The organism is Streptomyces hundungensis (genome assembly GCF_003627815.1).
In the GTDB taxonomy this organism is placed as follows: Bacteria; Actinomycetota; Actinomycetes; order Streptomycetales; family Streptomycetaceae; genus Streptomyces; species Streptomyces hundungensis_A.
On sequence record NZ_CP032698.1, the window covers coordinates 450,359 to 474,694 of the forward strand.

The 24,336-nt window shown below is 66.9% G+C and carries 20 protein-coding genes and 2 pseudogenes; 10 read left to right on the plus strand and 12 right to left on the minus strand.

Annotated elements, in window-relative coordinates:
- Window positions 1–34: 34 nt before the first annotated feature.
- Window positions 35–1,266 (plus strand): IS3 family transposase gene (locus DWB77_RS02135; RefSeq protein ID WP_120719390.1). Its coding sequence is split into 2 segments (ribosomal slippage): window positions 35–362 and window positions 362–1,266, totalling 1,233 coding nucleotides; the frame shifts between segments, so codons are not numbered across the junction.
- Here the strand turns inward: DWB77_RS02135 and DWB77_RS02140 are convergent.
- The 7 genes from DWB77_RS02140 to DWB77_RS02165 form a co-directional block, all read right to left on the minus strand.
- Complete coding sequence (locus DWB77_RS02140) at window positions 1,250–2,248, minus strand: cytochrome P450 (protein ID WP_162952354.1); 999 nt, start codon at window positions 2,246–2,248, stop codon at window positions 1,250–1,252. The two genes, DWB77_RS02135 and DWB77_RS02140, sit on opposite strands and share 17 nt — an antisense overlap.
- Window positions 2,249–2,252: 4 nt before the next feature.
- Window positions 2,253–2,663 (minus strand): nuclear transport factor 2 family protein, encoded by a 411-nt coding sequence (locus DWB77_RS39570; RefSeq protein WP_428985097.1) that lies wholly within the window; start codon window positions 2,661–2,663, stop codon window positions 2,253–2,255.
- 155 nt (window positions 2,664–2,818) lie between these two features.
- Window positions 2,819–3,223 carry a Dabb family protein gene (locus tag DWB77_RS02150; RefSeq protein ID WP_120719621.1) on the minus strand — a complete coding sequence of 135 codons (405 nt, stop codon included), beginning with the start codon at window positions 3,221–3,223 and terminating at the stop codon, window positions 2,819–2,821.
- A 175-nt stretch (window positions 3,224–3,398) separates the two neighbouring features.
- On the minus strand, window positions 3,399–4,313 hold the full coding sequence (locus tag DWB77_RS02155) for an NAD-dependent epimerase/dehydratase family protein (RefSeq protein WP_120719622.1): 915 nt from the start codon (window positions 4,311–4,313) through the stop codon (window positions 3,399–3,401).
- A gap of 500 nt (window positions 4,314–4,813) precedes the next feature.
- Complete coding sequence (locus tag DWB77_RS37530; RefSeq protein WP_162952356.1) at window positions 4,814–4,990, minus strand: hypothetical protein; 177 nt, start codon at window positions 4,988–4,990, stop codon at window positions 4,814–4,816.
- A 63-nt stretch (window positions 4,991–5,053) separates the two neighbouring features.
- Window positions 5,054–5,740, minus strand: a complete 687-nt coding sequence (locus DWB77_RS02160) for an SDR family NAD(P)-dependent oxidoreductase (protein ID WP_120719623.1) — start codon at window positions 5,738–5,740, stop codon at window positions 5,054–5,056.
- 84 nt (window positions 5,741–5,824) lie between these two features.
- The gene (locus DWB77_RS02165) at window positions 5,825–6,217 is read right to left on the minus strand and encodes an ester cyclase (protein WP_120719624.1); all 393 of its coding nucleotides are present in this window, start codon (window positions 6,215–6,217) and stop codon (window positions 5,825–5,827) included.
- Window positions 6,218–6,607: 390 nt separating this feature from the next.
- Here DWB77_RS02165 and DWB77_RS02175 point away from each other — a divergent pair, with 390 nt between their 5' ends.
- Window positions 6,608–7,288 (plus strand): TetR/AcrR family transcriptional regulator, encoded by a 681-nt coding sequence (locus DWB77_RS02175; RefSeq protein WP_246033360.1) that lies wholly within the window; start codon window positions 6,608–6,610, stop codon window positions 7,286–7,288.
- A 209-nt stretch (window positions 7,289–7,497) separates the two neighbouring features.
- On the opposite strand, the gene DWB77_RS02180 is transcribed toward DWB77_RS02175, so the two are convergent.
- The gene (locus DWB77_RS02180) at window positions 7,498–8,370 is read right to left on the minus strand and encodes a TetR/AcrR family transcriptional regulator (RefSeq protein ID WP_120719625.1); all 873 of its coding nucleotides are present in this window, start codon (window positions 8,368–8,370) and stop codon (window positions 7,498–7,500) included.
- Between the two features lie 158 nt (window positions 8,371–8,528).
- On the opposite strand from DWB77_RS02180, the gene DWB77_RS02185 reads away from it, so the two are divergent.
- The 5 genes from DWB77_RS02185 to DWB77_RS02205 all read left to right on the plus strand — a co-directional run bounded on the left by DWB77_RS02185 (window position 8,529) and on the right by DWB77_RS02205 (window position 14,970).
- Window positions 8,529–10,742: an MMPL family transporter gene (locus tag DWB77_RS02185; RefSeq protein WP_120719626.1), complete on the plus strand. Its 2,214-nt coding sequence runs from the start codon at window positions 8,529–8,531 to the stop codon at window positions 10,740–10,742.
- Window positions 10,743–11,842: 1,100 nt separating this feature from the next.
- Entirely contained in the window at window positions 11,843–13,060 is a 1,218-nt protein-coding gene (locus DWB77_RS02190) for an arylsulfotransferase family protein (RefSeq protein WP_120719627.1), read from the plus strand.
- Window positions 13,061–13,315: 255 nt separating this feature from the next.
- Window positions 13,316–13,630, plus strand: a complete 315-nt coding sequence (locus tag DWB77_RS02195) for a DUF6980 family protein (RefSeq protein WP_120719628.1) — start codon at window positions 13,316–13,318, stop codon at window positions 13,628–13,630.
- A 258-nt stretch (window positions 13,631–13,888) separates the two neighbouring features.
- On the plus strand, window positions 13,889–14,383 hold the full coding sequence (locus DWB77_RS02200; protein ID WP_428985095.1) for a winged helix-turn-helix domain-containing protein: 495 nt from the start codon (window positions 13,889–13,891) through the stop codon (window positions 14,381–14,383).
- On the plus strand, window positions 14,380–14,970 hold the full coding sequence (locus tag DWB77_RS02205; protein ID WP_120719629.1) for a transposase: 591 nt from the start codon (window positions 14,380–14,382) through the stop codon (window positions 14,968–14,970). The genes DWB77_RS02200 and DWB77_RS02205 overlap by 4 nt, the downstream gene beginning before the upstream one ends.
- Before the next feature lie 172 nt (window positions 14,971–15,142).
- Here DWB77_RS02205 and DWB77_RS02210 read toward each other — a convergent pair whose 3' ends face one another.
- The 4 genes and pseudogenes from DWB77_RS02210 to DWB77_RS02225 form a co-directional block, all read right to left on the minus strand.
- Window positions 15,143–16,288 (minus strand): IS701 family transposase, encoded by a 1,146-nt coding sequence (locus DWB77_RS02210; protein WP_120719399.1) that lies wholly within the window; start codon window positions 16,286–16,288, stop codon window positions 15,143–15,145.
- A gap of 59 nt (window positions 16,289–16,347) precedes the next feature.
- Window positions 16,348–17,325 (minus strand): annotated as a pseudogene (locus DWB77_RS02215) (IS5 family transposase).
- 1,110 nt (window positions 17,326–18,435) lie between these two features.
- Window positions 18,436–19,894 (minus strand): annotated as a pseudogene (locus tag DWB77_RS39575) (DUF4157 domain-containing protein).
- Window positions 19,895–20,634: 740 nt separating this feature from the next.
- Window positions 20,635–20,871, minus strand: a complete 237-nt coding sequence (locus tag DWB77_RS02225) for a hypothetical protein (protein ID WP_162952357.1) — start codon at window positions 20,869–20,871, stop codon at window positions 20,635–20,637.
- Window positions 20,872–21,448: 577 nt separating this feature from the next.
- Here DWB77_RS02225 and DWB77_RS02230 point away from each other — a divergent pair.
- From DWB77_RS02230 to DWB77_RS02240, 3 genes are all read left to right on the plus strand, one after another.
- Window positions 21,449–22,333, plus strand: coding sequence for a hypothetical protein (locus DWB77_RS02230; protein ID WP_246033361.1), 885 nt, complete (start codon window positions 21,449–21,451; stop codon window positions 22,331–22,333).
- A 40-nt stretch (window positions 22,334–22,373) separates the two neighbouring features.
- Entirely contained in the window at window positions 22,374–23,375 is a 1,002-nt protein-coding gene (locus DWB77_RS02235) for a clavaminate synthase family protein (RefSeq protein WP_120719632.1), read from the plus strand.
- Window positions 23,376–23,479: 104 nt separating this feature from the next.
- The gene (locus tag DWB77_RS02240; RefSeq protein ID WP_246033362.1) at window positions 23,480–23,872 is read left to right on the plus strand and encodes a GNAT family N-acetyltransferase; all 393 of its coding nucleotides are present in this window, start codon (window positions 23,480–23,482) and stop codon (window positions 23,870–23,872) included.
- The last annotated feature ends 464 nt before the right edge of the window (window positions 23,873–24,336 follow it).

Consider the following 24,336-nt stretch of genomic DNA (forward strand, 5'->3'; position numbering starts at 1 on the left):
TCTGCTTGATCCGGAGGAAGCGAGAAGACCGCCGATGGCGCTGAAGGACTACTCGGACGAATTCAAGGCCGATGCCGTGGCCCTGTACGAGTCCACACCCGGGGCGACGTACAAGAGCATCGCCGCTGACCTGGGCATCAACCGGGCGACCCTGCGCGAGTGGGTGCTGCGGGACCGCGAACGCCGTGGCGTCACCGCCGCACCTGCGCGGCCTGCCTCTCCGCCGGCGGCGATCGCGTCCGCTGACCCGGACGAGCGGGTCCGCCGCCTGGAGGCGCGGGTGGCCGAGCTCGAGGCGAGTGAGCGCAAGCTCGCGACCGAGCGGGACATCCTGCGCAAGGCGGCCAAGTATTTCGCCGGAGAGACGAACTGGTGAGCCGCTTCCAGTTCGTCCACGACCACCGGAACACCTATGAGGTGAAGCGGCTCTGCCACGTCCTGGACGTCAGCCGGTCCAGCTACTACAAGTGGTGCGCCGGCGCCGAAGCCCGCGCCGCCCGGCAGCGCCAGGACGTGGCCCTGGTCAAGGAGATCCGCCGGGTTCACGGCGAGTCCGGCGGCGCCTACGGCTCCCCGCGGGTGACCGCCGAGCTCCGCGAGAACGGCCACCGAGTCAACGAGAAGCGGGTCGCCCGGGTCATGCGGGCGTTCTCGATCACCGGGATCCGCCTGCGCAGACGGGTCCGCACGACCGTCCCGGACCCGGCCGCGGGGACCGTCCCCGACCTGTTCGGCCGGGACTTCACCGCCACCGAGCCCGGGCGCAAGCTCATGGGCGACATCACCTATCTCCCGCTCCAGGGAGGGAAGTTCCTCTACCTCGCGACGGTGCTGGACTGCTTCAGCCGCAAAATTGTCGGCTGGTCCATCGCCGACCACATGCGCACGGACCTGGTCGCCGACGCGTTGCGGATGGCCGCCCGCACCCGCGGCTCACTGGAAGGCGCGGTCTTTCACTCCGATCACGGAGCCCAGTACGGATCCAGGGCCTACGCCGGCCTCTGCGACCAGCTCGGGGTGACCCGGTCGATGGGCGCGGTCGGCACCAGCGCCGACAACGCCGCCTGCGAGAGCTTCCACGCCTCCCTGAAACGCGAGACCCTCCAGGGCGACCACGACTACGGCGACGCCACCACCTGCCGCCGCACCGTCTTCGCCTGGCTGACCCGCTACAACACCCGCCGCCGGCACTCCACCAACGGCCACCTCAGCCCCGACGCCTACGAACGACGACACCACAAAGCTAAACTCACGCTCGCCGCGTGATCGATAACCGCGTGCCCACCTTCATGGGGGAAGGCCCGTGGTTGGCGGCGGGCAGCGCGACCAGCAGTAGATCGCCACTGCTGATGGGCTGGCCGCCGACGATCGTGTCCCGGGTCGCGCGACGTGGTGGGTTGATCTGTACCACCGAGAGGTAGCGCAGCAACTCCTCCACAGCCTTGTCGATCAGGGTCGGGTCCGCACGCAACTGCGCCAGTTGGTCCGGGTGTGCGAGCAACGCGACCACAGACGATGCCATCATGTCCGCCGTCGTCTCGTGGCCGGCCTGGAGCAAGGTGGCTCCGATGGCGGCGAGGTTCTTCGGTGTCAGTTCATCACCGTGTTCGACGACCAGTTCGCTGAGCAGGCCGGCACCGGGGTTGGCGCGCGCCCGCAGGGCGAGTTCGTGGATATAGGTGTTGATCCCCTCGTTCGCGCTAGCCCGTTCGGCTTCCGAAATCGTGAAGTCGAAGCTTGCGTCGAGCAGCTTCTGGACCCGCTCGCGCTCGTCCAGCGGAGCGCCGAGCATCTCGCAGATGACCTGAGAGGGCACCTGCCAGGTGAAGTGACTCATCAGGTCGGCAGGCGGGCCCGCCTCCTCCAACGCGTCGAGATGTTCCCTGATGATCTCCACAATCCGCGGTTGCCAGCGTGCGAGCGCTCGGCTGGTGAACCTGGGGGCCAGCATCTTACGAAGAATCGTGTGCTCGGGCGGGTCCATGAACAGCAGCGCCCCGGGCATGTCGAGGATGTCTGGGTCGCCGCTGCGGAACATCGGTGCCGAGTCGCCCGTGGTAAACAGCGAAGAATCACCCAGGACAGTACGTACGTCCTCGGCGGCAGTGACCAGCCATGCCTCCTGTCCGAACACCGTCGTGGTTCGGGTCAGGCGCGCCTGGTCTCTCGCTGCGAGCAGCGCCGGGGCAGGTAGCAGCCCGTCGCGTTGAAGGAAGACGGGTAGTGCATCGAAACCCGGGACCGTCATGACGTCACTTCTTGCCAGGATGGGATGAGACGGACGAGACCGGACCAACATAGAAGCGAGGCCAATTTATGCGATCGTCGCGGACGGTCATGACTACAGGTCCGGCCAAGAGGGCAGGTAGTCCCTCGGGAGAAGTTCCACTCATTTCCCATTCGGACCACACCTCGGACCCCGCAATTGCTGTCCGTAGAATTCTTGCTTTCAGATCGGGCACTCGGGTAAATATCAGCGACCAATTCGTCAGCACTTGCTCCCGCCCGGTAAAGCTTTCTGCAGGACGGTGCGGCACCTCCGCCGCGTAGTCGGCGGTGAAGCAGTCCGCGACTCGTTGCGCCGAATGCGAGTTGATGGCGTCGCAAAGGCGGCCTACCGCGTCAATTAGGTGCACAGAAATACTCCTTCTCAAGGATTGCACGCCATTCGATCCCGGCCAGGCCGCATCGGAATGTCTGGCCAGGTCCTCACGATCCCGTGCCGTAACCAGCGCAAAAGTTATCGAGGGGTGGTTGCGTCACGACCGGCAGGCGCCGTGTGCCTTGCTACGTATACCTGCCGGTCATGACGTGCTGATCAGTCGTTCGCGCCGGCGCCGCGAAATTCTGGGACGTCCGAAAGCATGCCGGGAATCTCCGGGTTCAGGGCGCTGCGGCGGCGGTGCAGTCCTTCGATCTTCGCGTACAGGTCAGGGTCGTCGTCGTCGCTGATGTCGAAGATGTCGAGGCGTTCGAGCAGCGCCAGGCCCAGATGGTCAGTTCCGATAGTCGCGGGGTGGGTCAGGTACTCGTAGAGGCCGTCGAGGTCCTCAACGACGAAGACACAGCTGTAGTCGAAGTCCCCGCCGAGATCGCGGCCAACCATGAAAGACTTCACGGCCGGGTTGGACCGTCCTTGGTTGCGCCAACTTTCCAAGGCAGCCTCGATCTGCTCGGGCGTGACTTCGGCCTTGACCTTCGCGCGGTTGATGTGGTAGATCATGGCCACTCCTGTCGTTGTTTATTACTGCCGAAGAGGGACGCCTTATACGGCACAGCGCAGATGGTGGGCCTCGTCGCAGGATTCACTCGAATGCGATAAGGGCCGATTCACCGGACGTGTCATGACGAAGCACGGCGCCGGAATCGCTGTTTGCTGTCGTACCCGGGAGGCGGGGTCAGGCCGCCGCCGCGCTCACCTGATCATTGATAATGATGTCCAGGTCGGTGGCAGTGAGACCGAAGGTGTCAGCTGTTTTTGAGGCGTCCATGAGGAGCGGCGAGTACCACTGATAGTCCATTTCGGCCATTTCACGGGCTGCCGGTACCAAAAGCCCAGCTGTACGCATTGCCGCGCGTGGCAGCGGGATCAGCTTGACCGGGGGCCGACCTGCGGCGGCGGCGTAGCGCCGCGCCAGTTCACGGATGCTGATGGCCGGAGGAGACGGCACATGCCACGCCTGACCCCACGCACGCTCATCGTTTCCAAGTGCGACCAGGGCCCGGGCCATGTCTCCGTTGAAGGTGAAGGTATGTGGCGCGTCCAGATCGGCAGGCACCCAGGCTGCTCGGCCCGCCTTCATTGCCGGCTCAATGACTATGGAAAATACGCCATTCGAGTCCCTGCCGATGTAGTCGCACCCGCGAACCTCCACGGTGCGGACTCCGGAGTTAAGGGCCTGCTCCCACAGCCGTTTACGGAGAAGACCTTTAGGCCCGGTGGCGGCCATGGGGGTGTATTCGTTCATCACACCGCCAGGCTGCGGGCCGTAAGCGTACATACTGCCAGTGATTGCCAACACGGCCTTGTTTGCTGTCGCGGCTTCGATGACCGCAGTCTGTATGGGCGGCAGCAGCCGTTCCCACATTGTGTAGGAAGGCGGATTCGCACAGTGGTAGATCACCTTTGCATCGAGAGTCAGTTCGGTCAAGCGGTCCGGGTCGGAAGCATCCGCGGCGACCCGTTCCACCTGCGGATACGCCGGGCCCGAGCCGCTGCGCGTGACGATGCGGACGCTTTCACCGCGGGCAGCGAGCAGTCGGGCGACATTGGTACCAATGGAGCCGGCGCCGATAATGACATGCATGGCCATAATGGACTTTCATGTAGAGAGGTGCCACGGGTTCGTTAACTGTTCAGAAAAATCTCGTCGATGGCCGTGTGGAAACTAATCGGCCTGAGTGTGGGCCGCAGTTCAGACCTCTGATGGATCAAGGGGTACGTTTCCGCAGATGCCGTCCGTCAGTGAGCCACGGGCTCGTACCACCTGTGTCGTCCGTCTTCGTACATAGGCAGCGGTGGCGTCGAGCAAGCGTGACGCTATCCCGGCCTCGCCGCGATTTGGCAGCAATAGATTTTTCTGACACTGTCAAAGCAAAAGGTCGGCTTCCTCCGCAATGCGGTGTTATCTGCATTTTCGCGCCCACACGTGATCTGGTGCTGGGGAGTCTGCACTGCTGACCGTGGAGGACGAGGCTGATGGCGCAACTGATGCGCGACACCGAGGAGCCCGCGCCCTTCGATCCGAGACAGCACCGACGTCCTCGGTCTCGGCTCTCTCCTCAGCAACGGCTACGGTTACCGCGCAACGCGTCAGCGGGTTCGTCCTCGCTCATCACGCCCTGAGGCAAGGCGCACCATCACCGCGAGCGTCTTCGGCAATGCTTGCGCCAGATCGCCGGCGCCGTTCCGGTACTTCGACAAGACGGTGATGACGCCCGACGGGTTCCGCTGGGTGCGGGTGAACACCGAGGCGGAATGGGTGCGCAAGGGGCACTTCCTGGGAAGGGGCCGGGGGCACAAGCGCGCGGCTCCCGGCCCATTCCCACGCGGCTACCAGGGCACTTCGCCGTTCTCGTCCTGGAACGTTCCTGTCGTGCCGTCAGCATCGAGGGTGGCCAGACGCACGACGACCTTGGCACTCTCCTCCGGGGTCCTTCCGACTCCGAATGCCGCGGTCATGTCGGTCGCGGTGGTGCCGGGTTCGACCGCATTGAATTTGATGCCCAGCTGGGATTTGGCGTACTGGACTGTGAGCATGGTGGCCGCGGCCTTGGACGCAGAGTAGAGCGCCAACGGCAAGTTGAACTCAGGTCGCTCCGGATTGGTCACTGCCCAGAAGGATCCGGCGCTGCTGGAAACGGTGACCACAGTGGGGTTCGGGGACTTGCGCAGCAGAGGAAGCGCCGCCTCGGTGACGCGCACGATTCCCACCGCGTTGGTGTTGAAGGCCCGGAGTGCCGTGGGACCGTCGGTGACTCCGTGCCCCAGGATGCCCGCGTTGTTCACCAGAACGTCGAGCCGGCCCTCGGCCGAGTCGATCGTCGCCAGAGCGCTGCTCACCGATGCGTCGTCGGTCACGTCGAGCTGCACGAACCGTGCGCCCAGCGCCGCCGCGGCCTTCTCGCCTCGCTCGACGTCACGAGCACCGATGTAGACGACGTGGCCCAGCGCAAGAAGCTGTCTGGCCGTCTCGAACCCGATGCCCTTGTTGGCCCCGGTGATCAGCGTAATGGTCATGCGTATCCCTACGAGTCATGTCGCCCGGCTGGGCCGTTGGCGATGTTGGGTATGTGCGGTGAGTTACTGGCGCTGATCCGGAGCTCAGCCGGTCATTTGCCAGAGAAGTGCGCCGGCGTCGTGCAGGGCGGTCATGTGCACGAACCGTCCGTTGCGGACCTGGTAGATGGCGTACTCGACGATCTCGAAGGAGGCGCCGGTAGGAGTCACGCCGAGCCATTCCTTGACCGGGGTGCCCGTGTTGACGAGTTGCGCGGCCAGACGGTCACCGTCGAGGAGCAGCTCCTTGAGCTCCCAGCGGAGGTCCGGAACCGCGTCCACGTCATGCTCTTGAACCGCGATGAGGTCGTCCCGGGTAGCGGGCTCACCGTTCAGGGTGGTCCGGTCGTTGATGAACTCGTCCATGCCGTCGAACTTGTGGGCGTTGAGCGCCTCGATGTAGCGCAGGTAGAAAGCGCGCAGATCTGTGTCGGACACAAGGTGACCCTTCTGTGGGGCTGTTCCGGATGGGAACTGCGACGGGATGCTGATGACATGCGACGCCCTCGGCGGCTGAGGGAGGGGCATGGGGATTGGGCGGGAACTGCACTCTGGGCGACCCGCGCGGAGGAGGTCGTCCCGGGACACCTTGCTGCGGGGTTCTTACGAGCGCGGTGAAGCGCTGGCGAGTGCGCTGAGCACCCTCGGCCGGCATGGCTCGGGCAATCCATGCCAGGCGTGCTGCTGGAGAAGGTGGCCGTGGTCACCGGAGGGACCAGCGGGATCGGGCTGGCGGTCGCTCACCGCGAACCCCCTCAGTTGTGGAATGGATCGTCAAGAACGTAGGCGATAATGGACGATCGAGTCAAGAATGGATAGGTTGGGACCATGCCGAGACCACGCGCATTCGACGAACGCCAAGTCCTGGAGCGGGCCCGGGAACAGTTCTGGGCGACGGGCTATGCGGGAACCCGGATGGATGACATCGCCCAGGCGACCGGCCTGGGCAAGGGCAGCTTGTACGGCGCATTCGGCGACAAGGGCAAGCTGTTCCACCGCGTGTTCGACGACTGGTGCACCGCAGTCATTGAGGTGGCCGAAGCGCGGTTGGCGGGTGGCCCGGACGCGGAGGCCTTGGCCCGGCTGTCGGGATACGTGCACCTCATGGCGGAGAACACCGCCTCCGACACCGAGCGCCGCGGGTGCCTGTTGGCCAAGGGCGCGGCGGAACTGGCCCAGCACGATCCGGCGGTCGCCGGACGGTCGGCCGAGACCATGACGGCACTGCTGACCCTGCTGCGGACGGAGATCAGCGCCGCCCAGCGCCACGGCGACATCGATAGCGCTGCGGATCCGGAGCGGTTGGCGGCACTGCTGCTGACGGTGGTCCGCGGTATCGAGGCGGTAGGCAAGGCCGGCCTTGACCAGGAGACACTGCGGCACATTGCAGACACCGCACTGGCGGTCCTGCCCATGGCCGAGGGGCAGAAACGCCCAGCAGAGCCGATACGGGGCGAGAGGCGTACAGCCCTTCCCCGGCACGGCCCGGCCCGTTCCGCGCCCCGGTGAGTTCACTCCGTTCAAGCGGCTCCGTATCGCCCGAAGCACGCCTCGGCCGCCCAGCGGCGGCCGGCCACCCGGTGCTGCCGGTAGGGCAACTGCCGGGAGGCGGACTTCGGCCCTCGCCCAGTTGTGGACGCGCGGGCCGTGCGCGCCGTTGCCGCACGAGCGGCGCTTGTTACGCCACCGCCCGGACGCGCGTCACATCTGGAGGCACCTCACACCGCCCCGGCTTCAACGGCGTCCGCGCTTCCCGGGATCCGCCGGTGGATGTCCGCGAGCATGTTGCGCATCGCAAGGCGGAAGAGCTCAGTCTCGTGGTCCCCGAGGAACCCGGTGTGTCCGAACACCTCAAGGATGACCATGCCGTGCATGCGCCCCCATGCCTCCATGAGCAGGGCGACCGCGGGCGGCGGGAGGACTCCCGGCCCGTCCGGGGGCAGCTGGTCCAGGTAGGCCCGGAACTGGGGCGAGAGCGGGGGCATGTCGGCCGCCGCGAGCTGCTCCAGGCTGAAGCCGCCGAAGAGCTCACGCTGGAAGATCGTGCTCATCCGGCGGGCGGCCATGGTGGAGGCGCCGTCGGCCGGGGCCGCGTAGCCCCGCAGCGGTGTCCCGAACAGGAGCTTGAACCGCTCTGGATGGTTGACGGCCCAGCCCCGGTAGCCCTCGGCCGCGTCCAGCAGACGCGACACGAAGGGCCGGTCCGCCACCGGGTCCGCCGCAGTGCCCCCAACGCCCGCAGCCGAGTCGGCCGCCGAGTCGACGGCGGCCTGGACGGCGTCGAACAGATCCTCGTACCCCTTGGCGACGAGCATCGTGACGAGGGCATGCCGGTTGGGGAAGTAGTGGTAGAGCGCCTGCACGGTCATGCCGAGGCTGCGCGCGACGGCCCGCAGGGACAGCCCCTCAGGACCGTGCTCGGTGATGTGCAGTTCGGCGGCGTCCAGGATCTCCCGCACCGCTGTGGCCCGCCGCCGCTCCCGCAGCGTGGGCGGAGCAGATGAGGCGGATCGAGCAACCGGGACGGAGGGAGCAGACGGCGCGGACGCAGCCGGCGGCGCGGCGGTCTTCGGCCGTTCGGTTATGGGCATGGGTCCACCCTACGGTGCATCTCTGGCACCCGAACATAAACCGAGTGCCGTCAGGTAAACCGAGCACTGTCAGGTAGATCTCGCACTGCCAACTTCCACATGGTCTCCCCTAGCGTCGTCGCGTCCCCACAGACACATTGACCGCAAGGAGATTTGGCGTGTTCGAACGCATAGCCGAGCTGGCGATCCGCCGGGCCCGGCTGGTACTCATCGTCGCCGTTGTGGCGACAGCTCTCATGGGTGCCCTCGGCAGCGGCGCCTTCACCAAGCTGCTGGGCGGCGGTTTCGATGACCCGGCTTCCCAGTCCACCCGGGCACGCGATCTCATCGACACGAAATTCGGCGGCGAGACCAACCTCGTGCTGCTGGTCCGCGCCGGCGACGGCCGGGTCGACACCCCTTCTGCCGAGCAGAACGGCAAGGCACTGGTCGCGAGCCTGAGGAAGGAGAAGTCGCTCGCGAACGTCGTCTCCTACTGGGACACGCGCAATGCCCAACTCCTGTCCAAGGACGGCCGCGAGGCCATGGTCCTCGCCCACGTCAAGGGCGACCCGACCCAGCAGCAGAAGAACGCCACGAGCCTGCTCGACGACTACGACGGCACGTACAACAAAGCCCTCACGGTACGGGCCGGTGGGGTGGCCGCCGTCGGCAACGACATGTCGACGCAGGTGGTCGAGGACCTTGAACTGGCTGAGCTGATCGCGATCCCGCTGACCCTCATCCTGCTGCTGTTCGTTTTCGGCGGCGTGGTCGCCGCGCTGCTGCCGCTGGTCATCGCCATCATCGCCATCCTGGGCTCGTTCGCCGAACTGTCCCTGCTCGCTGACGTCACCAGCGTCTCGAACACGGCGACCAACCTCACCACGGCTCTCGGGCTGGGCCTTGGCATCGACTACGGCCTGTTGATGATCAGCCGGTTCAGGGCACAGCTCGCGACCGGCGCGAGCGTGGAGGACGCCGTCCGCCGGACGGTGCACACCGCCGGCCGCACCGTCGCGTTCTCCGCCTCCACCGTGGCCGCCGCACTCGCGGCGCTTCTCGTCTTCCCGCAGTACTTCCTGCGCTCGTTCGGCTTCGCCGGGGTCGGCGTCGTCGCCATCGCGGCCGTCAGCGCGCTGTTCGTCATGCCGCCGCTGCTCGTCGTCCTGGGGCACCGGGTCAACAAGGGGCAGATGCCCTGGGCGAAGACCGCGAACGTCACCACGCGCGTCTCCCTATGGGCGCGGCTGGCGCGTACCGTCATGCGGCGGCCCGCGCTCACCGCGCTGCCCGTCCTCGCGGTCCTGCTGGTGGCGGCGAGCCCGCTGCTCGGCATCACCTTCGGCACCCCGGACGAACGCGTGCTGCCCAAGGGCGCCGAGAGCCGCCAGGTCTCCGCGACGCTCCAGAAGAACTTCAACGGCAGCGACAACGCCGCCCTCCAGATCGTCATCGGCCAGAACGTGGACAAAGCCACGCTGGACAAGTACGCCGATCAACTGTCCCAGCTCAAGGGCGTGGTACGGGTCGAGACCAGCACCGGAACCCACACCCCCGGGCAGGAATCGGCGGCCGGTCCCGGTAGCGCCAACCTCAGCCGACCCGACGGCCAACGCATCAGCGTCGTCAGCTCCTTGACGCCGAAGTCCGACGCGGCACAGAACCTGGTCAGCGACGTACGGGCGCTCACCCCGCCCCCCGGCACCCACCCGCTGGTGGGCGGCATCGACGCCGAACTGGTCGACGCCAGGCACTCCATCAGCGGCCGACTCCTTCTCGCCATCGGCCTGGTCGTCCTGACCACGTTCGTCCTGCTCTTCCTGTTCACCGGCAGTGTCGTGCAGCCGCTGCGCGCCCTGGCCCTGAACGCGATCACCCTGGTGGCGACGCTCGGCATCATGACCTGGATCTTCCAGGACGGCCACCTCTCCTCCCTGCTCGGCTTCACGGCGCAGCCGATGGAGATGTCAATGACCGTGCTGATGTTCTGCATCGTCTTCGGTCTGTCGATGGACTACGAGGTGTTCGTCACCAGCCGGATCAAGGAACTCCACGACCAGGGCGAGGACACCGAGTCCGCCGTCACCAACGGCCTCGGGCACACCGGGCGCATCGTCACCGCCGCCGCCTGCCTGCTCGCTGTCAGCTTCTTCGCCTTCGGTACGTCCAAGCTCAGCTTCATGCAGATGTTCGGCCTCGGCAGCGGGCTGGCCATCCTCATCGACGCCGTCGCAATCCGCGGAGTCCTCGTCCCGGCCGCGATGCGCCTGCTCGGCGGCTCGGCCTGGTACGCGCCCCGCTTCCTGCGCAGGTTCCACAGCCGGTTCGGCCTCAGCGAAAGCGCGCCCGAGCCCGCTGCCGCGCCCGAACCCGCAGTCTCACGGGGTTGACTCCGGCCCACAGCATCCTGCTCGGCGCGGAGTCCGGCCGGGGTGACACCGCCCAGCGGGCCGCGGGCCTGTTGACGAGCGAGGCGGCGCCCCTGGCAGTTTTCGGCGTGCGGATGATCTGGAGGCAGCCGGTCGGCGCTGGCCGAGGCCGGCGCGGTCGGGGCCAGATCGGTCACCAAAGTGGTCCACCAGCCAGCGGATGGCGGCCTTGACCTGCGTGGGGCTGATGCGGCCGCCCTGCCGCAGCTGGGGCTCGCAGCCGCGCAGGACCTGGACGCGCAGCGTCTCGCCGAGGTCGCCCAGGGGGACGAGGCCCAGCATGGTGTGGGCCGCCGGAGCCGTCAGCGCCCACCGGGGCAGGCCGGGCCCGCCCGCATCGGCCCACTGCCGCTGGTGCGGCAAGCACAACCGCCTGCCCTACTGCACCGCCCAGCGCGAGCACACCCATACGACGCACTCCCCCAGGCCCGGACGCGAAGCCGGGCCGGTAGCCAGGCACTCCCCCACCGATAGTCCCGTCGCCTTCCGGGCACTAAGCTTCCTTTTCCATCTACCAGGACCTGCCCGGCTTGCCGATGGCCTTGAGGGTCTCGGGGCGTCTGACGGTTTTGCCGACAGTGCCTATCGGACGCCAGGCGCGCACTCCCCCGCCAGAGCCGGAACGTGCCGGAACGGTGGGGCCGTGCGCGAGGGAGCGCCAGCCTCACATTGCCGCTGAGCCACACACGTAAGACGCCAGGGCGGTCCTGGACATCGTCACGGTCCCGGAAGGCCCTACTGTCCGCTGCGTGGACAATGATTGACGTCCCGGTGCGGGCGCGGCTACTTTCTGCCACATGCAGCAGCGGAAGATCCTCACGACTCGCGGTCACATCGACCACATGCGCGTGTGTTCTGCTGCATGTCGCCCCTGTTGAGAGCCGTTTCGCCTCCAGTGGCATCCGTTCCCGTCCAACAGCCTCATTGGCTTCGCTGTGCGCGGTAGAGCCTTCCTGTAGTTGCCCTCTCTCACTCGCACGCCCGGTCGGGTGTGCGCCTTCTTCGCATGCCCGTGACCGAGCCGACCGCTTCGGCTTCGGGCTGCCAGAAACGGACACTTCATGCGTCGCAATTTCCTGTCCGCGCGGATCCTGATCGCCGCGCCCACCACCGTCGTCACAGGCCTGCTGCCCTTGGCCGGCACCGCAAACGCAGCCCCGGACAGCAAGCCGCTGCCGCCGGTGACCGTCCTTGTCGACAAGGGCACAGCAAGCGGCGGGGACATCTTCATCTCGCCGAACTCGGCGAACAGCGCCTACTCCAGCGGCGTGGAGATCCTGACCGGTGACGGCAAGCGTGTCGTGTGGTCTCACAAGGTACCGGCCGGGCAGCAGGCCGCGGACTTCCGTGCCCAGACCTACCGGGGCAAGCCGGTCCTGACGTGGTGGCAGGGCACGGGGCTCGGCTCCCTCGCGAGCGGGGTGAACTACATCTATGACGATGCGTATCGGAAGGTCGGCGAGGTACATGCCGGCAACGGGTATACGGCCGACGGGCACGAGTTCCTGATCACCAGCCGTGACACGGCACTCATCCTCGCGTACAAGCAGGAGACAGCCGATCTCACGGGCATCGGCGGCTCCGCGCACCAGGCAGTCATCGACGGGGTGGTACAGGAGATAGACATCCGCACGGGCCGAGTCCTGTTCCAGTGGAAGGCGGCCGATCACGTGCCGTATGCGCAGAGCGAGCAGCCACTGCCGGCGTCACCGGACAAGCCATGGGACTGGTTCCACATCAATGCAGTGAAGCCCGACGCCGATGGGGATCTGCTCATCGACGCCCGGAACACCTGGGCCACGTACAAGGTCGACCGGCACGCCGGCAGCGTTGTGTGGCAGCTCGGCGGCAAGGCCAGCACATTCAAGGAACAGGCCGCGCCCGGCCAGTACTTGAACACAGCGGGGACCGTCTTCTCATGGCAGCACGATCCCGAACCGCTCGGCGGTGGCCTATACAGCTGGTTCGACAACGAGTCCGCGGGCGCCGCAAACACCGGGACCGGCGCGGTGGAGGAACTCCCGTTCAGCCGTGTCGTCACCGTCCGCCTCGATGAGAGGGCGCGTACCGCGACGCTGGTGAAGTCCACGAACCAGCCGGACTACCTCAGCGCATCCTCGCAAGGCAACGCGCAACCACTGCGCAGGGGAGGGACGTTCGTCGGCTGGGGATCGCTCCCATACATTTCCGAGTTCAACGCCTCGGGGAAGGTCGTGTTCAAGGCACAGTTCCCCACGGGCGTCAACAGCTACCGCGCGTACCGCTCCCCCTGGAAGTAGGCCAGGATCGAGAAAAACAGTAACCTGCCGAAGATCGCTCGCTCGGGTGTTCCACCCGGCCGGGCTGATCAGCGCTAGACACGGCACCCGACCACTCGTCGGCTGCACCTCCCGCTCGCCGCAACGAAGGCGAGCGGCCAGGCGTGATCGCTGCCGCCGATGATTAAGACGGTTAGATCTCCACGCGAATCCGGTGATCATCACAGACCATGATCCACTTCTGGGGACAGTGCCGCTAAACGAGAAACCGAGACCATGGCCAAACACTGCTGCGAGGCGATGAGCCGTTGCGTGAACGCGCCTTGCGACCAGCACAACGACCCCTTCGACTGTCCGGACGCATTGATCAAGTTCAGTGCCAAGTTCCAGGAGTACGGGCTGATCATCCACGACGGCGGCACATCGAGCAGCACCATCGACTTCTGCCCCTGGTGCGGACGACGCCTTCCCCAATCACAGCGGGACCGATGGTTTGATGAACTGGAACGCCGCGGGATCGACCCGGGGGAGGACGAAGTCCCAGCCGAGTTCCAGGACGACCGCTGGCTCACCATCCCACCTCGCAACTGACGAACCAACAGCCAGACGCCGGGCGAAGGGATAGTGATCCGGTTCTACCCAAGAGGCAGGGGCAAGGAAGTTCAACGTCGCGCGCGCAAGGGGGCCTTGACGATGACGGTCGGCCACGCCCCCGGCCTCTCAGTCTTCAAGATCCCCGGCTCGTCCCCGCGATCAGAGCTGCGTCTCCTACTGATCTTTTCGTAAGTTCAGTGGGCATAGTGGCGGTGTAGGTGGGACGCTGTCGGGATGGCTTATCAAGCTTCGCCTATGGCCGCCGGATCGCCACTTCCTCCTTTGTCGCGGCCGCAGTTGGCGGAAGCGCGTCGCGTTCGGGCGGTGGAGTTGTTCGAGGAGGATGTCTCGAATGCGGAGATCGCGCGGGCGGTAGGGGTATGTGCCGAGAGCGTGCGGCGATGGCGTCGGGTGTGGGAGAAGGACGGTGCTTCCGCGTTGCGGCGGCGGGCATCTACCGGGCGCCCGCCCAAACTGGACGACTCCCAGGTCGAGGCGGTTCGGACCGCGTTGGACCGCGGCGCCCAGGCTCATGGTTTCGAGGCCGACTTGTGGACTCTGGAACGTGTCGGAGAGATCGTTGCCCGGGTGACAGGGGTGGTGTTGTCCAGGGCATCGGTGTGGCGGCTGCTGACGGGCCGACTGGGATGGAGTCTTCAGCGCCCTGAGCGGCGGGCGGTCGAGCGGGATGAGTCGGAGATCGCCCGCTGGGTCTCCCACGAGTGGCCGCGCATCAAAAAAGGGCGGTGAACACACGTGCCTGGATCGTGTTCCTCGACGAATCAGGCGTCTCACTCTTGCCGCAGGTCCGTCGCACCTACGCACCCCGAGGACGGACCCCGCTCCTTCGCCACCGCCTGAACTGGAAGCGGGCGTCGATGGCCGGCGCCCTGGGCTACCACTCCACCGACCCCGAACGCGGGGCACGACTGTGTTTCCATCTCAAGCCCGGCAGCTACGACACTCTCGGACTCATCGAAGTCCTGGAACAGATGAAGGTGTTCTACCGCGGCGAGGACGTGGTTCTGGTCTGGGACGGCCTGTCCGCTCACTGGAGCCGGGCCATGCGGGCATGGGTCGCCGAACAGGACTGGCTCACACTCGAGCGATTACCCGCCTACGCACCCGAGCTGAACCCGGTGGAACTGTTGTGGTCCTCGCTCAAGAAACGTGAACTCGCCAACCTCGCCGGCGACCACCTCGCAGACGTCGCCGACGCCACCGAACAAGGCATCCACCGCATCAACAACAATCCACAACTCCCCTGGTCATTCCTCACCCACACCGGACTCACCATCCACCCACCACACCCACCGAACTTACGAAAAGATCAGTAGTACCGCAATCACAGTTATGGGGTGTGTCCGCGTTGTTTGTAGTGGCTGTCGCGGGCACGTGTCTGGCTGAGTCTTCGCCAGTGTGACCAGTGCAGATGGTGGTGGATGGTGAGGTGGGCGGGGTGGAGAAGGTGGCCGATGAGGCGGCGTATCTCCGCTACGGACAGCGGTATCAGGCCACCGCTGTTTCCCCTTTTGAGAGTTCGCAGGCGCGGACGGCGGTGAGGGCCGCGAGGGCGGCCATGGCCAGGGTGATGTGCCGGTACCAGGCGTGGTAGAGACGGACTTGGTAGTGGTCCAGGCCGCACTCGCCCTTCGCGGTCTGGAAGCATTCTTCGACTGCCCAGCGGGCGCCGGCCACCCTGACCAGGTCTTTCAGCCGGGTAGCGACGGGGCCGTAGCAGACGTAGTAGGCGAGGTCCGTGGGGTCTTTGAGGCTCCGGCGGGCCAGGACCCAGTGGCCGTGGCCGTTCTCCCACCAGATCCGGATCGGGATCCGCGCCCACTGGTACATGCGCTCGCCATGGGATCCCTTCCCGGCGGACAGGCGCTTCCACGCCTGCGGCGCGAGACCGGTGACGAGGTCGTCGACACGGCGTTCACCCATGCCGCGGGTGATGACGGTGTCGCTGGTCTTCACGCACATCACATGGCTGATGGCCCGCTGTTCCATCCAGCACCTGAGGGATTTCGACTGTCCGTAGGCCTCGTCCGCGGTGACCCACGCGAACGGGACGCCGGCCTCCACCGCACGAAGGAGCATGGCCTTGAAGTGCTCCGTCTTCGTCGCGAACAACACCTCGTCCGGAATCCCCGCGTCCCGGCACCGCTCACGGTCGTCCGTCCACGAGGCGGGCACATACAGCTCCCGGTCGATCAGAGCCCGGCCTTTCGGCGAGGCGTAGGCCAGAAAGGTGCCGACCTGGCAATTTTCCGTACGTCCAGCCGTTCCGGAATACTGCCGCTGGACGCCGGCCGAGCGCACACCCTTCTTCAGGAAGCCAGTGTCGTCCCCGATCAGGACGCCGTCCTTGTCACCGATCGTCTCCACAACGTAGTCCCGCACATCGTCACGGACTGCGTCCGCGTCCCAGTCCGCCTCGCCCAACAGCCGCTGCATCCCGATCGGCAGCCGGTCACCAGCCCGTTCCGCCAGAGTCCAGCCGTTCTTCCGCTCCAATGGAGCGATCAGGCCTCGCATATACGCAAGCGCCCGCGCACGAGGCTCCGACCTCACGAAACGCGACGCGAACCTGGCATGTAAACCCGCCAGCACCCCGTCCCACTGCCCAACCAACCCCACCCCGAGCTCAGCCATACACCAACTCAACCACACACAAGTGTGATTGCAGTACTAGGGCGTGTGTGATGTCGTGATCAGTCGGCGGTTTTCACGAGGTCGTCGATCCAGATCATGGCGGCGCGGAGGTGGAGGCCGGCGAGGTAGCTGTCCGGGGTTTTGTCGTAGCGGGTGGCGATGCCTCGCCAGGCTTTCAGCTTGTTGATCAGACGCTCGACGGTGTTCCGTTCCTTGTAGAGGCCGGGGTCGTGGCTGATGGGCCGGCCGCCTCGCGCGCCCTTCTTCCTGCGTTGGCGGCCTGGTCCCTCTTCTCTGGGATGACGGCCTTGATTCCGCGTTTGCGCAGGTAGGCGCGGTTGCCGCGGGACGAGTAGGCCTTGTCCCCGGCGACCGCGCCGGGCGTTGTGCGAGGGCGGCCGACGGGCAGGCGAACTCGAACCTTCTTGAGCACGGGGATGAACTGCGGGCTGCCCCCGGCCTGCCCGGCGGTCAGGACCAGCGCGAGCGGACGGCACTGGCGGTCCGCGGCGAGGTGAATCTTGCTGGTGAGGCCGCCCCGGGACCTGCCGAGCAGGCTTGCTTCAGGCGGATCCTGCGTCGGCGCCGGATGCGCCGGCGTTCGTCCTGTCCGTTCTGTTCCTCCGAGCCGCCCCCTTTTGGCGGGCTGTCTCCTCTTCCCGCACGGCTTCTTCCAAGGTCTTCATGAGGTGCTTGCTGACCCGCATGCCCGCGGCATCGTGGTGAGCACGAACCGTGGTGGAGTCCACACTGACCAGCGACAAGTCCGTCCCGCCGACGCCGGCCCCCTGGGCGATCAGGCCTTCCAGCAGAGCGGTGAACACACCCGCGTCCCGCCACACGCGAAAGCGGCCGTAGACGGTCGCCCAGGGTCCGAACTCGGCAGGCATCTCCCGCCACTGCCCACTGGAACGGAACCGCCAGATCACACCCTCGAACTGCTCCCGCAACCGCTCCGGATACGGCCCGTACCTACCGATCGGCAGATACGGCTCGATGAACTTCCACTGAACATTAGTGAGTTGCCTCCGCGTCACGACAACAGTCCTACCGGACTCCACCCCGCTAACGGGGCAGAACCCAACAGTTGATCACGACATCACACAGGCCCTAGTTTTCCGGAACGCGGCGTGTCCGGCAGGGTCCCGATGTGGCCCCCGCATCGGCCCAACCCTCAATGGCAGGGCGTTCTGACGTCGTCCGACACAAGATCGTTCTCACGGGATCCCCTGTACGCCAACTGCTCACACCCGGCAACGCCCCACCGGGGCGCGCTACTTCCTTCGTCTGCGGATCAAGCCGGTCACAACGAAGACTGCCGCGACCAGGAAGACGACCACGAACGCCACCTGCCCCCACGCCGGAAGCTCCGTAGGATGGCTGTTCACCGCGGCCAGCCGCGAATTCATCATGTGCGTACTGTTCCCGCAAACCCACGCCCCAGACGGGCCGGAAACGGACGCACGGCTACCGAATCCCGCACTCCCCCGGAGCTCACGATGTGCTCCAACATTGGGTCGCGGGCCTGCGACGCGACCCCCGCGATCCCATCCTCGATGGCCCCACGCGCTCCTCGGCCTCGGATGATCACAAACCGGACGTAACGCGATTACGCCGAGGCCCTGCCCGTTGACGCAAGAGGAGGTATTTCCCTGAAGGCCTTTGAGGACGTCCTCGCCCTTCTTGATCAACTTCTTTGCGGCAGCGGACTCCTCGAGAAACTTCTCGATACCCCCGTCAGGCGCGCAACAACTTTGAGTATCTCCGCATATTACTTGACGGCCTGGGCCATCTTGCCGACGGAGAGGTTTCCAACAATGGCCCCCGAAGCAACTTTCCAACGGACGCGGCCGCGTGGTTGCGCACACACCTGCCGGAGCTAGGCGTGGTCGATACGGACCATGACGCCGGTGACGTGCGTGCGGGCCAGCTTCACCCCCGCCTGAGGGAGGCGGTCGGGTCCGACGGCGGCTCTGCGGGCGGCGGGGGCGGTGCGGTCGTCGCGGGCGGCCAGGCGGGCTGCGGTTCACACGGTCGGCTCAGCGAGGGCCTGGAGCCGCTGTGGGTGTGCGCCGCGCGTCGGCGCGCATTGCCCCGCGATGACATCCGCACGACCGGAGATGTCGATAAAGGCACCGCGGCGCGGACTAGCCGTCCATGTGCCGCCGGGTACGGGTTTCCTTTCTCACCTGGCCTTGGTTGATCGGGGCGAGCGTGACGGTGACGCCCCCTTGGGAGAACGCTCCGCCGTGCCGCCCATGGAAGCTGGCCGGCAGCGCCGCGCCACCCGCGAGGCTTCCCGACGTGTAGATGTCGATGATGCCTTCATAGCCTTGGTGCTGGACGGCGTCGCTCGATCCCACGGTCTGCTCGATTGCGATGCGGTCATCGCCGTCCATGGCCACGACCGCGGCGACGTGGTAGGGCCACCCGGACTCGTTCATCGGAGAGGCGTCCTCGTGGTCGGCGTCCTCCATGTCCCACTGGGTCTCGATGATGGAGAACGCTTCACCGGGATCCGGCCGTTCCTCGCCGTTCCCCACTCCCCGGTTCTGCGCGTAGGTGACGGCTTCCCGGATGTTGCCGTTGTGCCCGTCGCCCCCGAACACCGCACCGCTGCGGATCCGGCTGGCGTCCTGCCCCATCAGGAGCCGCTTGCGGTGCATGATTTCCTCGGCAGTGTGCGAACAGTCCGCCAGGAACGTCGTTTCCGGCTCGTACTCCGTGTAGACACCGGTGAGTGTGTCGTTTCCCACCTGGAGCGTGAGGGTCACATTCTGCTGCTCAGTGGGCCTACAGTATCGCGGCGCGGCCGCATTGGTACTGCCCCAGATGGTGGTGGTGTCGTACTCGTTGACGATCATGAAGTACTGACCGGTCGCCGACACCTTCAGGTTCAGTACCTCATGGTCCGGGGCACGGAGAATGCCCTGGTGATACCGCTGGACGACCGCCGGACCAAGTGTGGGCGTCCGCTCCTGCGCGGTCTCCACGGCGTCCCGCTGCACCGGCGAACTCGCCATGGCCCGCCGCGCGTTGGCTTCCGCCTTCCGCTCGAACCGGTCCCCCGGGTCGGACAACCTTGAGACCACTGCCGTTGTCCGTGCCCGCCACGGGCCCCTGCCGCTGTTGGATCACATGCGTGAGCTCATGGGCAAGGGTGTGCTTGTCCGCGCCCCCCTTGCCCATGACGACATGACTGCCTGAAGTGTAGGCATGGGCCCCGACCTCGCCGGCCGAAGCCTGGGCCGCAGCGTCGTCATGGATACGGACGTCGGAGAAGTCCGCCCCCAGCCGGGACTCCATGTCGGTGCGGGTCGCCTCGTCCAGGGGGCGGCCGGGAGCCTTGAGGACATCGTGGACCGCTGAACGCTGCACGGCCTGCCCATGCCCGCAGCCGGCGTCGTGCTGGTGTTGCTCCTGGACCCAGGCACGGCCTGCCTGGCGCAGCAGCTGCACCACCGCCACGTTGCCCGCGACCGGCTGAAGGGCCGGCAGCCAGCCCGTCGCCGTCCCGCGCCCCGGCTCGGCGGCCTTACGAGACGGAAGCCGCGCCTGGTCGCCGGTCTCCCGGGCCGGTCCGCCCCGGGAATACCTTGCAGTCATACGATTACCTTCCAGATGTTCGGGTCACCTGGGGTGAGGGACATCGTCGGACAGCCTCGAACATCGAGCTAACGCGGGCCTAGCGTTCCCTCAACGCCCCCTCGCTCGCCCGTACCGCCTCGCTCCTGACGCTCTGACAGGCACCGCCTGGCTTCCTCGCGGCCAACAGAAGCCTTTTCTGGGCGCTAATCCCAAGGCAGGCCGGTCGGCGCAGCTCGGCCTGGCTCGGCGGGTCCGGGTCGTTGAGTATGCGGCCATGCCGTAAGCCCTGTGGCGGGGCGCTGACGGCGTGGTGGGATGAGCAAGCCGGGCCGATGCCATAAACGGTCTCCCACCTCACGGATCGGCAGCGCGCCCTGCTCATCACGGATTCGTCACCGGGCAGCGTTTGGCTTGGTACAAGGACCCGGTTTTTGCGGCGTCCTTCCTCCTGCACCGACAAGCCCGGCCCGCCGTCTCGGAGCGGATCTTCGATGGTGCTCTGATGGCGCGTCTGTCCGGTCGACAACCACGTCCTGGCCTCTCGAGGATGCGCGGGTGACACAGACGGAACCGCCGAACCGGCTCCGGGAAACCGCCGCCGCGAGACGAGACCCACACCCGGGTCACGCCTCCGGTGCAGCCGCATGCCCGACCTATGGTGGAAACGGCCCTGGCAGACCACCCGCGCTTCTGGGCCGCCTGACAACCTGAGCACCGCCGCGGCGCTGAACCGCCCCCAGCCCAGTTGCCCCACCGCGTCACTCCAACTTCCGCGGAGCAGGCGGGGCGTCGTCGCGATAGACAGCCTGCGGGATGTCCATCCCGTCCTCGTCCACCAGCAGCGCCCATGGCGAACTTCGGGGCACTCGGCGAAGGTGCCGTGCGGCGAAAGTGCCGTGCTTGGTGGTCTGCCCGTTGTACGTGCCCTTGTTCCCCGAAGCCGAATCGACGCGCAGCACCTGGCCGCCCCGGAACAGCCAAATCTCACTGATCACCGCCACTACTGCACTCACCACGGCGCACTCCCCCCTCGACGCAGGGCCGCCCTCTCGTGAGCGGCACACGCCACTGCTACGGCATTCGCGGCGTGGTTGCCGTCCCGACGAGCGGAGCGGGCGTCTCGGGATGTAGTCCGCATCCGCCGCAATGACGCCTGCGAACACGGCACTTCGACGGGTTCACGCGATTTGGGCCGGAAATGCAACCTGCCCGACTGGGGGCACTTGCCGGATGCTCCGCTGCGAGGCCGTTCTCTTGTCACCTGCCGAGCTGCCCAGGATGCAGGAATGGCGTGACTCGAGGTTTCGAACAGGGCAACCATGGCGAGGTACTTCGACTATGGGCTTATCAACGGTTGCCGGTCATCCTGCTGTCGCTGTCTTTCGTGAACCCCGAGGCGGGCGGTCGGCCCCGGCGCTGGGCCCGCGGGTCGGTGCCGAGGCGGGGCGGGCCGCGTGTGTGCTGGCGGGTGTGGCCACCCATGCGGGCCCTGCCGAGCGGGCCCGGACGCTGCGGCACGCCGCCGCGGCTACCGGTCGGCTGGTAGCCGCTCTGTCGGATCAGGCTCCGGCCGTGGCCGGTGAGGAACTGCCGGCCGAGTCGGTCAGCCAGTCCTTCTTCCGGGTCCGCGAGGAAGAGCTGTCCGATCAACAGGCCGCCCTGCACGGCACGTTGGTGATCCACCGTGCCCTGGAGGACCTGTGTGAGGCTCCGCTGTCGGGCGGTGACCTGGCGCTGGAGCTGACTGGGATGCGGCAGGCGCTGGTCGACCTCACGGGCGCGGGGCCGGGCTCCGGCCGTGACTCCGGTCCGGCCGCCACCGTCCCTGATCCTGGTACGGGGGCCTCGTTGGAGGAGGCGTGGACCGCCCGCTGGCTCATCGGCCACCAGGTCCATGTCCTGTTCAACGTCTGCGCCGCCGTCGCCGTGGCCGACGCCACCGGCCATCTGCGCCACGGCGACAGGGACAGCGCGCTGCTGCGGCTGTCGGACGCGACGGTGTACGTACGGGGCTTCCCGGCGGCCATGACCCACGCCAGTACGATCCCGGCCGAGTACTACAGGGCGTCGGTACGCCACACCATGGCGCCGCCGTCGGTGGACATTCCGTTGAGCGGGCGCCAGCACCGCGGGTACAAGCTGTTCCGGGCGGCGATGAGGGACCTGCTGGCCGTGGTCCCCGACTCCTACGAGCAGTTGGCGGCTCGCGACCCCGAGCTGGCTGAGACGCGGGGCGCTCTTCTCGAAGCCGACATCGTCGACGGTGAACGGCACGTCACCCTCGCGTACTCGATGGTGCATCTGGACCGTTCCATCGCCCAGAACCCCGAAGGTCCCGACAACGCCGTCGCCGAACTACGGCTCATGCGCCATCGCCGCGCCGCCCAGTACTCCTCGCTGATCCGGTTCGGAGACCACTACATCGCCGACGCCGTGGCCGGCCTGCGCCACAAGTGAATCCACGCGTCCGCCGCCGGCCCTTCGGCAGGAGATCCTGATGCCCCGTACATCACCTGACAGCGTCACCAGCGGCGGCACCACCCGCCAACAACTGGACCCGGGCGACACCGACGCGTGCGAGCGAGTGGCCCGCGCCTTGCATACGAGCGGGACAGATGAGGTCGACAGCCCGGACTGGGTAGCACGGGCGCGGGACGCCTGGGAAGATCTTCCGTTACGGATACGCCGCGAGGTGCGGCGGTTTCGCAGGCATTCCGGCCCGGACGGCACCTTGGTGATCGGCGGTCTTCCCGTTGACGAGGCGGCCCTGCCCCCGACACCGTCCGTGCCCGGCTCGGTCCAGCGCCAGGCCGCCATGCCGGCGGCGGTGCTCACCATGGTGGCCTGTGGGCTCGGCGAACCCCTCGCCTACCTGGCGGAGAAATCCGGTGCTCTGGTCCAGGACGTCGTACCCGTACCAGGGCAGGAGACCTTCCACGGCAACGCCGGGTCGGTTCCGCTGTCCTTCCACACCGAGAACGGCTTCCACCCCCACCCGCCCGACTACGTGGTCTTCCTGTGCCTGCGCGCCGATCACGACCGCATCGCCGGCATGCGGGTCGCCGGCATCCGCCGGGCACTGCCTCTCCTGACCGACGCCAGCCGCCGGGCCCTGTTCACACCGGAGTTCCGCACCACGCCCCCTCCCTCCTTCGGCCCCGCCGCCACGGAACCGGACGTCGAGCCCCGAGCGGTGCTCTCCGGCGCGGCCGACGATCCCGACATACGCATGGCCCAACTCGTCACCACCCCGCTCACCGCCCGCGCCGCCACCGCGTTGGACGAATTCGGCCGGGCCTGCGAGGCAACCGCCCGCACCCTGCGCCTGACACCCGGTGACCTGGTCATCATCGACAACCGCGTGACCGTCCACGGGCGCACCGCCTTCCACCCCCGTTACGACGGAGCCGACCGCTGGCTGCAACGCACTTACGTCGCCAGCGATTTGCGCCGCTCACGCGACCACCGCCCCCACGACGGCCACGTACTCGCCCAGTAACCCACCCGCGGAGCCCGGAGCGTTTTCCGCGCCGCCACGGCGCGGAACACGCACGGCGTGAACGATGGGCAGTTGAAGACGGTCGAATACCGGAACTCCGTCCGGTGACGTACCGCAGCCGCACACCGACATGGGGCCTCCTCATCGAGGACTACGGCAGCAACGCCATGCTCACCAGCCTCGCTCTGCTACCCGGCGCATCCGTGAGCGGGCACGGCCACGAAGCGGGCCGCCTGCTCATGGCCTACGGCTTCGGACGCCTGGGCCTGCACCGCATCTGGGCCGGCCACCGCAGCGACCACCACCACATGGCCCGGCTCATGCACGCGGCGGGTCTGCACCCCGAGGCAACCCTGCGCCAGCTCTTCCACACCCAGGGTTGCTGGCATGACGTCACCACGTACGCCGCCGTCGCCCCAGAGTGGAAAACCCAGGCCAGCACCCGGGAACTGGCCATCCTCGACGGCAAGCCCAACCTCTGTCAGTCCCACCGGTAGGTCGTTGGCTTGGGTGCGGGCGGGGAGGTATGCCGAGGAGGGGTGCGTGCGAGGTCTGACGGTTGGGCGCGATCGCAAAGACCTCATCCACGGTTCCGTTGCGGCGGCCCCGACACCGTGCGGGACCATCTCGTGGCGTCTGACGGCGTGCCCATCAATGTCGCGGATCCAAGTCCCGCCGTACCGCAGAACCAGATGCCCGGATCTGACAGGTCACAGCGGCGGTGTCCGCCGCCCGGTGGTCCACGGCCTGATCTCTCCGCCCGTATGCGCCGACCAGTCGCTATATCTGGCAACCGTGGCCCGATGGCCCGTCAGGTGCATTGCACGTCAAGCTACTTGCTGCGCCGCGCGCGGTCAGTCACAGTGTGGATTGCTGTGCAGCCAGCGCAAGCAGGCCGAGGAGGTCTCGTGATCCACCAGCACCAGGGGGATGGTCCGGTCGGTGAAAACCACGCGACGAC